The sequence below is a fragment of the Streptomyces sp. S6 genome, assembly GCF_054880855.1.
Genome location: NZ_JBTYMC010000202.1, coordinates 1 through 12,526, shown reverse-complemented (window position 1 = coordinate 12,526; position 12,526 = coordinate 1). Strand labels below are relative to the sequence as shown.

Sequence of the window (12,526 nt, the reverse complement as noted above, 5' to 3'; positions counted from 1 at the left end):
CTCGCCGGTGCCGCGGGCGCCGGGCGGGTCGTGCCGGGCGAACCGGCCGGCGACGACGGCGATCTCGCGGCGGCACTCGGGGCAGGTTCTGCGGCGGCTGGACATGAGGTCAGTGTGCCTCAGTGGGCCACGCGGGTACGGCCTCGCGGCACGCTGCGGCGCAGCGCGGAAAAGTGCGATCAGCTCCCTAGCATCCGATCCCGTGGCACACACCTTCGAGGAACTGGTGCACCGTCAGCGCGCCGCGGACGAGGCGCACACACGCGTACGGGAGCTGCGCGACACCTACGGCTCCCCCACGGCCACCCCCTGGTCGGAAACCCAGACGGATACCTACGAGACCGCCTGGCGGGCCTGGCGCGACCTCGCCCGCGACGCCCAGTCCGCGGTGACGGAACACGCCCGCACCGAGGAGCGCCCCCGCAGCGAGGTCGAGGCAGAGGTGAAACGCGCCGCCCGGGAACAGCCCGGCGCCTCGGAGGGGGTGTGATCTTCTTCATGAGCCACCACGTCCCGCACACATGACGAAGGGCCCGTGATCCACTGCTTGAGTGGATCACGGGCCCTTGCGTTCCCGTGTGGCGGCGCCAGGATTCGAACCTGGGAAGGCTGAGCCGGCAGATTTACAGTCTGCTCCCTTTGGCCGCTCGGGCACACCGCCGGGGTTTTGTCGCCTGTTCGAACCGCTTTTCGGCGGTGTTCCCTGGCAACGACGTAAACAATACCCGATGGGGAGGGGTGCTTCGCCACCCGATTGAGCTGCGCCCGGAGGTGATCGGGTGGCTAGGCTTGTCCGGACGCGGCCGGGTCCACGCCGGTACGGGCGCGAGCCCGCGAGGACGCCGCCACGCACTCGTCACGCCCCCGATACAAGGAGCCACAGGACATGGCCGACTCCAGTTTCGACATCGTCTCGAAGGTCGAGCGGCAGGAGGTCGACAACGCCCTCAACCAGGCCGGCAAGGAGATCTCGCAGCGCTACGACTTCAAGGGCGTGGGTGCCTCGATCTCGTGGTCCGGCGAGAAGATCCTGATGGAGGCGAACTCCGAGGACCGGGTCCTGGCCGTCCTCGACGTCTTCCAGTCCAAGCTGATCAAGCGCGGGATCTCGCTGAAGGCTCTGGAGGCGGGCGAGCCCCAGCTCTCCGGCAAGGAGTACAAGCTCTTCGCCGAGGTCAAGGAGGGCATCTCGCAGGAGAACGCGAAGAAGGTCGCCAAGATCATCCGGGACGAGGGTCCGAAGGGCGTCAAGGCCCAGGTCCAGGGCGAGGAGCTGCGCGTCAGCTCCAAGAACCGTGACGACCTCCAGGCCGTCATCGCCCTGCTGAAGGGGCAGGACTTCGACTTCGCGCTCCAGTTCGTGAACTACCGGTAGTCCACGGGCCGGTGGGCCAGAAGGGCGGGTGCCTGTCGGGCGCCCGCCCTTCTGGCGTGTCCGGGGCACCGGGAATGTCCGCGCCCGCGCCCTCCGCACCCGCCACCGCAGGTGTGTTCGCCCCGTATTGGTGCGACCGACGCCGTACCGGAACGTTCCGGTTGCCCCGGTCACTAGGGTTGCCGCTCATGACTCTCCCCTCCGGTTCCCCGGCCGAACTGCGGCGCTCCCTCGGGCTCGGTGACGCGGTCGTGATCGGGCTCGGGGCGATGATCGGGGCGGGGGTCTTCGTCGCCCTGGGGCCTGCCGCGCGGGCCGCCGGGACGGGTCTGCTGCCCGCCCTCGCACTGGCCGCCGTGATCGCCTACTGCAACGCCACGTCCTCCGCCCGGCTGGCCGCCCGCTATCCGGCGTCGGGCGGTACGTACGTCTACGGCCGGGAGCGGCTCGGCGTCTTCTGGGGGTATCTCGCCGGGTGGGCCTTCGTCGTCGGGAAGACCGCGTCGTGCGCGGCGATGGCGCTGACCGTGGGGCTGTACGTCTGGCCGGACCACGCCCACGCGGTGGCGGTCGCGTCGGTTCTGGTGCTGACGGCGGTGAACTACGGCGGCGTCCGGAAGTCGGCGTGGGTGACGCGGGTGGTGGTGGCCGTGGTGCTGGCAGTCCTGGTGGGGGTGGTGGCCGTGTGCCTGGGGGCGGAGGGGGCCGAGAGGTCCGGCGCCGGGCCGGCGGACATCGGGTTCTCCGGTGGGGCGGGCGGGGTGTTGCAGGCCGCCGGGCTGCTGTTCTTCGCCTTCGCGGGGTACGCGCGGATCGCGACCCTGGGCGAGGAGGTGCGGGATCCGTCGCGCACGATCCCCCGGGCGGTCCCGCTCGCCCTGGGCGTCACGCTGGTGGTGTACGGGTGTGTGGCGGTCGCCGTCCTTTCCGTGCTCGGTGTCGGGGGGCTGAGCGGGGCGGGTGCTCCGCTGGTGGACGCGGTGCGCACCGCCGGCGTCCCCGGGCTCGTCCCCGTGGTGCGGGGCGGTGCCGCCGTCGCCGCGCTGGGGTCGCTGCTGGCGCTGATCCTGGGGGTCTCGCGGACGGTCCTCGCGATGGCCCGGGACCGGCATCTTCCCGGCGCGCTGTCCGCCGTGCACCCCCGCTATCGGGTGCCTCACCGCGCCGAACTCGCTGTGGGCGCGGTCGTCGCCGTCCTGGCCGCCACGCTCGACGTCCGGGGTGCGATCGGGTTCTCCTCCTTCGGTGTCCTCATGTACTACGCGGTGGCCAACGCCTCGGCGTGGACCCTGTCCTCGGCACCGCTCGCGCGGCTGGTGCCGGTGGTCGGTCTGCTGGGGTGCGTCCTGCTGGCGTTCTCCCTTCCGTGGGTGTCGGTGGTCTCCGGAGCGGGTGTGCTGGTGGTGGGTGCGATCGCGTACGGGGTCCGGCGTGGGACGGCTGCCGGTGGGAGCGGCGGCTGAGACCCCGTCATGCATCCATCGTGCAGGACGCCACCGACAATCCGTCCGGCCTGTGGATAACTTCCCGCTTGTGGACAACTCGGTCACTCACCGCCCGGCAGGGCTCAGCGGGCCCCGAACGGCTGGTCCGTCGGCACGATCTCGCGGCCCAGCGGCATGAGGGAGACGGGGATCATCTTGAAGTTGGCGATGCCGAACGGGATCCCGATGACCGTGAGGCACAGCAGGAAGCCGGTGACGATGTGGCCGATGGCCAGCCACCAGCCGGCCAGGACGAGCCACAGGACGTTGCCTATGCAGGACGGCGCTCCCGCGTCACGGCGCTCGACGGTCGTGCGGCCGAAGGGCCACAAGGCGTAGACGCCGATCCTGAAGGCGGCGATCCCGAACGGGATGCCGATGATCGTGATGCAGAGGAGGAGGCCCGCGCCGAGGTAGGCGAGGAAGAGCCAGAATCCGCTGAGGACCAGCCAGATGACGTTGAGAATGGTCTTCACTACTGGTGCCCTGCCATCTTTTCCAGGCGGGCGATACGGTCCGCCATCGGTGGGTGCGTCGAGAACATCTTGGAGAATCCCTGCCCCGGGCGGAAGGGGTTCGCGATCATCATGTGGCTCGCGGTCTCGATCCGGGGCTCGGGGGGCAGCGGGAGCTGCTGGGTGCCGAGTTCGAGCTTGCGCAGCGCGCTCGCGAGGGCGAGGGGGTCGCCGGTGAGCTGTGCCCCGGAGGCGTCCGCCTCGTACTCGCGGGAGCGGCTGATGGCGAGCTGGACGAGGCCGGCGGCGAGCGGGCCGAGGAGTGACAGCAGGAGCATGCCGAGGATGCCGGGGCCGTCATCGTCGTCGGAGCGGCCGATGGGGATCAGCCAGGCGAAGTTCGCGAGGAAGACGATCACCGAGGCGAGGGCCCCGGCGACCGAGGAGATGAGGATGTCCCGGTTGTAGACGTGGCTCAGCTCGTGGCCGATGACGCCGCTCAGTTCGCGCTCGTCGAGGAGCCGCATGATGCCGTCCGTGCAGCACACGGCCGCGTTGCGCGGGTTGCGGCCGGTCGCGAAGGCGTTGGGCGCCTCCGTGGGGGAGATGTACAGGCGGGGCATGGGCTGGCGGGCCTGGGTGGAGAGCTCGCGGACCATCCGGTACAGGGCGGGGGCCTCGAACTCGCTCACCGGGCGCGCGCGCATCGCGCGTAGAGCGAGCTTGTCGCTGTTCCAGTACGCGTACGCGTTGGTGCCGAGGGCGATCAGGACGGCGATGACCAGGCCGGTCCGGCCGAAGAAGCCGCCGATGACGACGATGAATGCGGACAGTCCCCCGAGGAGTACTGCGGTCCTGAGCCCGTTGTGCCGGCGCTGCACGGTACGCCCTCCAAGTCGTGCGGCAGGGGAACCCTTTGCTCGCTGATCTTCGGTCCTTCTGGTGTCACGTCCAGTGGACCTTCCTGTCCGGTTCAACGCCAGGCGAGCGCCCCGAGTTCCCTTGCGCGCGCGGGGCGTGCCTGTCGGCCGTCCGGGTGAGGGCCCGCGCGCGGATCAGAACAGGGTGGTGTCGGCGAACCGCAGGATCAGCTGGGGGGCTCCGGAGAGGACGACCGCGACGACCGCGGTGAGGGCGAGGGCGGCGGTGAGGGGGGCGGGGACGCGCGCGGGCGGCTCCCCTTCGGCCGGTGCCTCTTCGGGCGTCCGGAACAGCAGCGTCGTCCACCGGAGGTAGTAGAAGAGGGCGATCACGACGTTGACGGCCATGACGACCGCGAGCCAGCCGAGGCCCGCGTCGACGGCCGCCGAGAAGACGGTGACCTTCGCGAAGAGGCCGATGACGCCCGGCGGGAGGCCTGCCAGGCAGAGCAGGAAGAAGGCCAGGAGGAGCGCGGAGAGCGGGCTGCGGGCGTGCAGGCCCCGGTAGTCCGTCAGGCGGTTGTGCGGGCTCCTGCGGCCCACCAGGGCGGCCACGGTGAACGCCCCGAGGTTCACGGCGGCGTACATGAGGGCGTACGCGAGCGTGGAGCCCACGGCGTGCTCGGCGTCGTCCGTGTAGGCCGCGGCGGCGATCGGGACGAGGAGGTAGCCGGCCTGGCCGACGGAGGACCAGGCGAGCAGGCGGATCGCGCTGTACGCGCGCGTGGCGTGCTGGCGCAGGGCGCCGGCGTTGCCGACGGTCATGGTGAGCGCGGCGAGCCCCGCCAGTGCCGGGCCCCAGACGTCGCCGTACGACGGGAGGGCGACGACCGTGACGAGGATCAGGCCGGAGAAGCCGACGGCCTTGCCGACGACCGACAGGTAGGCGGCGATCGGCAGGGGGGCGCCGGTGTACGTGTCGGGGACCCAGAAGTGGAACGGGACGGCGGCCGTCTTGAAGGCGAAGCCGACGAGGGTGAGGACGACACCCGTTCGGGCGAGGGTGTGGAACTGTCCGTCGACGTCCTGGAGGCGTTCGGCCACCTGGGTGAGGTACAGGGTGCCCGTTGTCGCGTACACGAAGCTGACGCCGAGGAGGCTGACGGCGGTGGCCGTGACGGACGACAGGAAGAACTTGAGGGCCGCCTCGGAGGAGCGTTTGTCGCCGTGCCGGAGGCCGACCAGCGCGAAGGCGGGCAGGGAGGCGACCTCCAGGGCGACGATCAGGGTGGCGAGGTCCCGGGAGGCGGGCAGCAGGGCCGCACCGGCGGCGGACGACAGCAGCAGAAACCAGTACTCCCCTTCGGGGAGTGTCCCGCGCGCGTCCTTGAGGGCGGTGACGGACAGGAGGGCCGTCAGGAGGGCTCCGCCGAGCACCAGGAACTGGACGATCAGGGTGAAGCGGTCGGCCGTGTAGCTGCACACTTCCGGGTCGCCGACCAGGCAGAACGTGGCACGGTCCCCGTCCAGGAGGGGCAGCAGGAGGGCCGCTGAGGCGGCGAGTCCGGCGACGGCGAACCAGCCCAGCAGGGGCTTGCGCGCCTCCGGGAGGAACAGGTCGGCGACCAGGACGGCGAGGCCGACGACGGCTGCGACGGCCGGCGGGGCGATCGTGAGCCAGTCGACCGACTGGACGACGGACTGCGCGAGGGCGCTCATCGGGGGCCTCCTGCGAGGAGCTGCTGCACGGCCGGGTCGGTGAGGCCGAGGAGGGCCTTGGGCCACAGGCCGCCGACGACGGTGAGGACGACGAGCGGGGTCCAGGCCGCGAACTCGTACGGGCGTACGTCGGCGAGTTCCGGGGCGTCCTTCGGGACGGCGCCCATGCACACGCGCCGGACGACGAGAAGCAGGTACGCGGCCGTCAGGAGGGTGCCGGACGCGGCGATCGCCGTGAACGTCAGGAACGCGGGCCTGCTGAGGTCGTCCGCGGGGTCGAACGCGCCGAACAGGGCCAGCATCTCGCCCCAGAACCCGGCGAGTCCGGGCAGTCCGAGGGAGGCGACGGCGGCGAACGCGAGCAGGCCGCCGAAGCGGGGCGCGCGCCCGTACAGGGCCGCTCCGGTGGTCTGCGCGAGGGTGTCGAGGTCGGTGCTGCCGGTGCGGTCCTTGAGGGCGCCGACGAGGAAGAACAGCAGGCCGGTGATGAGGCCGTGGGCGATGTTCGCGAACAGGGCGCCGTTGACGCCGGTCGGTGTCATGGACGCGATGCCCAGCAGGACGAAGCCCATGTGGCCGACGGAGGAGTAGGCGATGAGCCGCTTCAGGTCGCCGTTCGCGCCGGGGCGGACCAGGGCGAGGCAGGCGAGGGAGCCGTAGATGATCCCGACGACGGCGAAGGCGGCGAGGTAGGGCGCGAAGACGCGCAGGCCGTCCGGGGCGACGGGGAGCAGGACGCGGACGAACCCGTAGGTGCCCATCTTCAGCAGGACGCCGGCGAGCAGGACCGAGCCGGTGGTCGGGGCGGCGGTGTGGGCGTCGGGCAGCCAGCTGTGCAGCGGCCACATCGGGGTCTTCACGGCGAGCCCGATCCCGATCGCCAGAACGGCGATGACCTGCACGGATGTGGTCAGGGACCGGCCGTTGTCAGTGGCGAGTGCGACCATGTCGAACGTGCCCGCTCTGACGCCGATGAGGAGCAGGCCGAGGAGCATGACGACGGAGCCGAGCAGCGTGTAGAGGATGAATTTCCAGGCCGCGCGGGTCCGGTCCTCGCCGCCCCAGCGGGCGATGAGGAAGTACATCGGGATGAGGACCGTCTCGAAGGCGAGGAAGAACAGGAGGAGGTCGAGGACGGCGAAGGTGGCGAGGGTGCCGCCCTCCAAGAGCAGCAGCAGGGCGACGAACGCCTTCGGGGACGGGCCCGTGGGCGGCTTGAAGTAGGAGTACAGCGCGCAGAGGAAGGTCAGCAGCGCGGTCAGGACCAGCAGCGGGAGGGAGATGCCGTCGATGCCGAGGTGGACACGTACGCCGAGTGCGGGGATCCAGTTGATGTCCGTGCTGGCCTGCATCTTCGACGGGTGGTCGTGGTCGAAGCCCAGCGCGAGGGCGATCGCGGCGGCCAGGACGGCTGCCGTGACGGTGACGCCGTGGCGCAGCACCGCCTGCTCGGGCGACTTCCCCTTCAGCCCCGGCGGGGCGGGCAGGAGGGCGGCGACGGCGCCGAGGAGCGGTCCGACGACGGTGAACGCCAGGAGGAACTGCATCACGGACTCGTTGATACCGATCACGCGCGCTCACGCTCCCGAGGCGACGAGAAGGACGGTCACCGCGAGGACGACGGTGCCGGCGAGCAGCGCGCTCACATAGGTCTGGACGTTGCCGGTCTGGGCCCGCCGCACAGCGGCACCGAGCCAGCGGGGCAGGGCGGCGGCGCCGCTGACGTAGGTGTCGACGACCTCGCGGTCGAGGAACCGTACGAGGCGCGCGGCGGCTTGCACGGGGCGGACGAACAGGGCGCCGTAGAGGGCGTCCAGGTGGAAGCCCGTAGCGGCGTGGCGGTGCAGGGGGCCGAGCAGGAGGCGGCCGGGGTCGGCGGGGTCCTGGGCGGAGGCGAGGCTCCCGTAGGCGGCGGTGTGGCTCGCGATGGCCTCGGCCTCGACGGTAGCGGCGTCGCCGTCCGGGTGGGCGGCGACCGCGCCGAGGGGGACACGAGCTGCGGTGGCCGTGAGGTGGCGCCGGGCGCCGTAGGTGACCACGGCACCGACCAGGGCGAAGCCCGTGCCGAGGACGGAGGTGGTGAGGGTCGGGGCGAGGGAGGTGCCGTCGAACCAGTCGGGGAGCGTCGCGTAGGCGAGGCCGCCGAGGGCCAGGGAGGGGAGGGCGAGGATCCAGAGGACGACGGTCATGGAGAGGGGCTGCCGGCCGTGGTCGGGGGCTTCGGCGCCCCGGCCGTGGAAGGCGAGCAGCCACAGGCGGGCCGCGTAGGCGGCGGTCAGGAGGGCGGTGAGCAGGGCGGAGACGATGACGACCCAGCCCGCGGCGGCGGGGGCGTGCTCGGTGTGGCCGGTGACGACGTGTTCGGCGGCGCCGAGGACGGACTCCTTGGAGAAGAAGCCGCTGAACGGCGGGATCGCGGCGAGCGCCAGGAGGGCCACGGTCATCGTCCAGAACGCGTCCGGCACGCGCGCGCGTAGGCCGCCGGTGCGGGACATCGCGGCGAGGGAGTTCGTGCCCGCCGCGTGGATGACCGCGCCGGCCGCGAGGAACAGCAGCGCCTTGAACGCGCCGTGGGACAGGAGGTGGAAGACGGCGGCACTCCGGTCGCCGACGGCGAGGGCGCCGGTCATGTAGCCCAGTTGGCCGATCGTCGAGTAGGCGAGGACGCGCTTGATGTCGTCCTGGGCGAGGGCGGCGAGTCCGGAGCCGAGCATCGTCACGGCGGCCATCACCGCGAGGACGGCCATGGCGGCGTGGGACGTCTCGAAGACCGGCAGGAGCCGGGCGACGAAGTAGACGCCGGCGGCGACCATCGTCGCGGCGTGGATCAGCGCGGAGACCGGCGTGGGGCCCGCCATCGCGTCGGGGAGCCAGGTATGCAGCGGGAACTGCGCCGACTTGCCGGCGACGCCCGCGAGGAGCAGCAGGGCGATCAGGGTCGGGTGGCCGAGGCCGCCGTGCGCGACGGCGTCGAGGATCTTCGTGATCCGGAACGACCCGGCGTCCGTGGCCAGCGCGAACAGGCCGATGAGGAACGGGACGTCGCCCAGCTTGGTGACCAGGAACGCCTTGATCGACGCGGCGCGCGCCTCCGGAGTCTCCCAGTAGTGGCCGACCAGGAAGTACGAGCAGATGCCCATGACCTCCCAGCCGACGAGCAGCACGATCAGGTCGCCCGAGTAGACGACCAGGAGCATCGCGGCGGTGAAGAGGGAGACGAGGGCCGCGTAGGAGGGGTAGCGGGGGTCGTCGCGGAGGTAGCCGGTCGAGTAGATCTGCACGCAGGTCGCGACGAGGGCGACCAGGACGGCGACGAGGGCCGCGAAGCCGTCGATGTGCAGGGCGAGTTCGATCGGGATCGAGCCGGTGGGGGTGAGCTGCGTCGCGGCGTCGACCGGGATGTCGCCGCCTTGCCGTACGGCGACCAGGACGGCCAGCGCGAGGGCGGCGAGCGGGGGCAGGACGGCCAGGGGGCGGACGAAGCCGGGGGCCGTGCGGCCGAGGAGGAGGCCGGCGAGGGCGCCGAGGAACGGCAGGAGGGGGACGAGGGTGGCGAGGGTGGTCGTGGTCACGCGGCAGCCTCGGCCTTCTCTCCCGCCGTGGGGTTCGGGGACGCGATCGGGTCGGGGGGCTCGGCGGTGTCGCGGAGCCTGTCGATGTCGGAGGTGCCGCGGTTGCGGTACACCGCGAGGACGATCGCCAGGCCGATGCCGATCTCGGCGGCGGCGATCGCGATGGTGAACAGGGTCAGGGCCTGGCCGGAGTGGAGCGTGTCCTGGGCGGCCCTGCTGAGCCAGACGTCGAAGGCGACGAGGTTGAGGTTGACCGCGTTGAGCATCAGCTCGACCGACATCAGGACGAGGATCGCGTTGCGGCGGGCCAGGACGCCGTAGACGCCGGTGCAGAAGAGGAGGGCCGAGAGGACGGCGGGGTAGGCGAGGTGCATCAGCGGGCGCCTTCCTGCTCGGTCGGGTCGGTGGGGTTCTCCGTGGGGTTCTCGGTGGGCCGCGAAGATTTTTCGGAATCTGTGACGGGATGGGAACTCTGTGTGATCGGTCGGGCGTTCTCCGGGGGAGAGCTCGTTTCCGCTTTCGCTTTGCGGGACAGGACGATCGCGCCGACCAGTGCCGCCAGGAGAAGGACGGAGAGGGCCTCGAAAGGCAGGACCCAGTGCCGGAACAGGCTCTCGCCGGTGACCTTCGTGGAGCCGGCGGCCGGGCCGTCGAGGTCGATCCAGGTGGTGCGGAAGGCATCGGCGACCACCCAGACGAGGGCTGCCGCGGCGGCGACGGCGATCGTCAGGGCGGCCCACCGGTTCCCGGAGTCGGCGTCCGGGGAGCGGCCGATGGGGGCACGGGTGAGCATCAGACCGAAGAGGAGGAGGACGACCACGGAACCGACATAGATGAGGACCTGCACCCAGGCAACGAACTCCGCCGTCAGCAACAGGTACTCGACGGCGAGCCCCCCGAGGGCCACAACCAGCCAGAGGGCCGCGTGCACCAGCTGGCGCGTGGTGACGGTGACGACCGCCGCGCCGAGGGTGAGCAGGCCGACAAGGAGGAACGCGATCTCGACGCCGGTGGGCGAGAGGAAACCGTGCGGGGCCTGGGCGAGGAGGCCGTGCGGCACTTGAGCGGGGTTCATGGCCGGCCTTCCTGGGGGTCGGCGGGGCCTGGGCCGGGAGTGGACCGGTCGGTGGAGCCGGGGCCGGGAGCACCGGCGGAACCTGAGCCGGGGCGGCCGGTGGGGCCTTCCTCGCGGCAGGCGGCGCCAGGGGCTGGCGGGTCAGCCGGGCCGGGGCTGGGCGTACCGGCGGGGCCGGTAGCAGGTGTGCCGGTGGGACCGGGAGCGGGCGCGTCGGCGGGACCGGTAGCAGGTGTCCCGGTGGGCTCAGGTCCGGCGGTGGGGGCCGGGCGAGCTGTGGAGGGCAGGGGCTGTCGAGGCGGGGCGGGCTGCTGGGGTGGGGACTGCTTCTCCGCCGTCTTGCGGGCCGCCGTCAGTTCCTTGGGTTCTTCGGCGCCGGGGTCGAGAGGGGGTGGGGCGGGGACGGTCCACATCCACTCGCGGAGTTTGTCGCGCTCGTGGGTGAGGTCGCGGATGTCGGTCTCGGCGTACTCGAACTCGGGGGACCAGAAGAGGGCGTCGAAAGGGCAGACCTCGATGCAGATGCCGCAGTACATGCAGAGGGAGAAGTCGATGGCGAACCGGTCGAGGACGTTGCGGCTGCGCTCACGGCCACCGGGGGCGGCGGGCGGGACCGTCTCCTTGTGGGAGTCGATGTAGATGCACCAGTCGGGGCACTCGCGGGCGCAGAGCATGCAGACCGTGCAGTTCTCCTCGAACAGGCCGATGACGCCGCGGGTGCGGGGCGGGAGTTCGGGCTGGGTGTCGGGGTACTGCTCGGTGACGGACCTGCGGGTCATCGTGCGGAGGGTGACGGCCAGGCCCTTGGCCAGGCCGGAGCCGGGAAGCGGAGGCACTAGGAGATCACCACCTTGACGACGCCGGTGAGGGCGATCTGGGCGAGGGAGAGGGGGACGAGGAGGGTCCAGGAGAGCTTCTGGAGCTGGTCCTCGCGCAGGCGGGGGTAGGTGACGCGGAGCCAGATCACGACGAACGCGAGGAGGGCCGTCTTCAGCAGGGTCCAGACCCAGCCGAGGCCGTCGGCGCCCCAGGGGCCGTGCCAGCCGCCGAGGAAGAGGACGGTGGTGAGGCCGCACAGGACGACGATCCCGGCGTACTCGGCGAGCAGGAAGAGGGCGAAGCGCAGGCCGGTGTACTCGGTGTACGCGCCGAAGATGATCTCCGAGTCGGCGACGGGCATGTCGAAGGGCGGGCGCTGGAGTTCGGCGAGTCCGGCGACGAAGAAGACGATCGCGCCGACGAGCTGCCAGGGCAGCCACCACCACTCGAAAGCGTCGAGGATGCCGGGGAGGGAGACCGTGCCGGCCGCCATCGCGACGGAGGCGGCGGCGAGGAGCATCGGGAGTTCGTAGGCGAGGAGCTGGGCGGCGGTGCGCAGGCCGCCGAGGAGGGAGAACTTGTTGGCGCTGGCCCAGCCGGCCATGAGGGAGCCGAGGACTCCGACACCCATCACGGCCAGGGCGAAGAAGACGCCCGCGTCCAGGACCTGGCCGACGGCGCCCTCCCCCGGGCCGATCGGGATCGCGAGCAGGACGAGGAGGTACGGCAGGAGGGCGACGGCCGGGGCGAGCTGGAAGACACGGCGGTCCGCGCCCGCCGGGACGATGTCCTCCTTCTGCGCGAACTTCACGCCGTCCGCGACGAGTTGGGCCCAGCCGTGGAAGCCGCCGGCGTACATCGGTCCGAGGCGGCCCTGCATGTGGGCCATGACCTTGTGTTCCGTCTGGCCGATCAGCAGGGGGAAGGTGAGGAAGACGACGAAGACGATCAGGAGTCGCAGGGTGACGTCGAGCGCGTCGTTCACTGCGGGCCTCCTGGGTCGGTGGGGGTGTCGTCCTCGCCGGAAGCGGGGTCGGGGTCGGGGTCGGGGTCGGGGTCGGGGTCGGCAGAGGGTGAGGCCGGGGGCTTCGGGGTGGGTTCCGGAGTCGCGCGCCCGGCTGCCGCCGCCCCGGGGGCCGGCTCCGGCGGCTTCGCCTCGGCGTCGGG

The 12,526-nt window shown here is 71.7% G+C and carries 11 protein-coding genes, 1 tRNA gene and 2 pseudogenes; 3 read left to right on the top strand and 11 right to left on the bottom strand.

The window, feature by feature from the left end:
• The first annotated feature begins 202 nt into the window (after nt 1-202).
• Nucleotides 203-490, top strand: coding sequence for a hypothetical protein (locus ACVNF4_RS24310; protein ID WP_461804999.1), 288 nt, complete (start codon nt 203-205; stop codon nt 488-490).
• A gap of 89 nt (nt 491-579) precedes the next feature.
• Here the strand turns inward: ACVNF4_RS24310 and ACVNF4_RS24305 are convergent.
• Nucleotides 580-661: transfer RNA gene (locus tag ACVNF4_RS24305), tRNA-Tyr, on the bottom strand.
• A 225-nt stretch (nt 662-886) separates the two neighbouring features.
• Here ACVNF4_RS24305 and ACVNF4_RS24300 point away from each other — a divergent pair.
• Both ACVNF4_RS24300 and ACVNF4_RS24295 read left to right on the top strand, forming a co-directional pair.
• Nucleotides 887-1,375: a YajQ family cyclic di-GMP-binding protein gene (locus tag ACVNF4_RS24300; RefSeq protein WP_461804998.1), complete on the top strand. Its 489-nt coding sequence runs from the start codon at nt 887-889 to the stop codon at nt 1,373-1,375.
• A 188-nt stretch (nt 1,376-1,563) separates the two neighbouring features.
• Entirely contained in the window at nt 1,564-2,838 is a 1,275-nt protein-coding gene (locus tag ACVNF4_RS24295) for an APC family permease (protein ID WP_461804997.1), read from the top strand.
• Nucleotides 2,839-2,942: 104 nt separating this feature from the next.
• Here the strand turns inward: ACVNF4_RS24295 and ACVNF4_RS24290 are convergent, their stop codons facing one another.
• The 10 genes and pseudogenes from ACVNF4_RS24290 to ACVNF4_RS24245 all read right to left on the bottom strand — a co-directional run.
• On the bottom strand, nt 2,943-3,335 hold the full coding sequence (locus tag ACVNF4_RS24290) for a YccF domain-containing protein (RefSeq protein ID WP_461804996.1): 393 nt from the start codon (nt 3,333-3,335) through the stop codon (nt 2,943-2,945).
• Nucleotides 3,335-4,195: a zinc metalloprotease HtpX gene (gene htpX, locus ACVNF4_RS24285; RefSeq protein WP_461804995.1), complete on the bottom strand. Its 861-nt coding sequence runs from the start codon at nt 4,193-4,195 to the stop codon at nt 3,335-3,337. The genes ACVNF4_RS24290 and htpX overlap by 1 nt, the downstream gene beginning before the upstream one ends.
• A gap of 174 nt (nt 4,196-4,369) precedes the next feature.
• Complete coding sequence (locus ACVNF4_RS24280; protein WP_461804994.1) at nt 4,370-5,893, bottom strand: NADH-quinone oxidoreductase subunit N; 1,524 nt, start codon at nt 5,891-5,893, stop codon at nt 4,370-4,372.
• Nucleotides 5,890-7,464 (bottom strand): NADH-quinone oxidoreductase subunit M, encoded by a 1,575-nt coding sequence (locus ACVNF4_RS24275; protein ID WP_461804993.1) that lies wholly within the window; start codon nt 7,462-7,464, stop codon nt 5,890-5,892. Before ACVNF4_RS24275 ends, ACVNF4_RS24280 begins: the two co-directional genes overlap by 4 nt.
• Nucleotides 7,465-7,470: 6 nt before the next feature.
• On the bottom strand, nt 7,471-9,465 hold the full coding sequence (locus tag ACVNF4_RS24270; protein WP_461804992.1) for an NADH-quinone oxidoreductase subunit 5 family protein: 1,995 nt from the start codon (nt 9,463-9,465) through the stop codon (nt 7,471-7,473).
• Nucleotides 9,462-9,839 (bottom strand): NADH-quinone oxidoreductase subunit NuoK, encoded by a 378-nt coding sequence (gene nuoK, locus ACVNF4_RS24265; RefSeq protein ID WP_461804991.1) that lies wholly within the window; start codon nt 9,837-9,839, stop codon nt 9,462-9,464. Before nuoK ends, ACVNF4_RS24270 begins: the two co-directional genes overlap by 4 nt.
• Complete coding sequence (locus ACVNF4_RS24260) at nt 9,839-10,540, bottom strand: NADH-quinone oxidoreductase subunit J family protein (protein ID WP_461804990.1); 702 nt, start codon at nt 10,538-10,540, stop codon at nt 9,839-9,841. The genes nuoK and ACVNF4_RS24260 overlap by 1 nt, the downstream gene beginning before the upstream one ends.
• A 326-nt stretch (nt 10,541-10,866) precedes the next feature.
• Nucleotides 10,867-11,376: pseudogene (locus ACVNF4_RS24255) on the bottom strand (NuoI/complex I 23 kDa subunit family protein); the annotation flags it as partial.
• Entirely contained in the window at nt 11,376-12,344 is a 969-nt protein-coding gene (locus ACVNF4_RS24250) for a complex I subunit 1/NuoH family protein (protein WP_461804989.1), read from the bottom strand. The gene ACVNF4_RS24250 and the pseudogene ACVNF4_RS24255, both read right to left, overlap by 1 nt.
• A pseudogene (locus ACVNF4_RS24245) lies at nt 12,341-12,526 on the bottom strand (hypothetical protein); the annotation flags it as partial. The gene ACVNF4_RS24250 and the pseudogene ACVNF4_RS24245, both read right to left, overlap by 4 nt.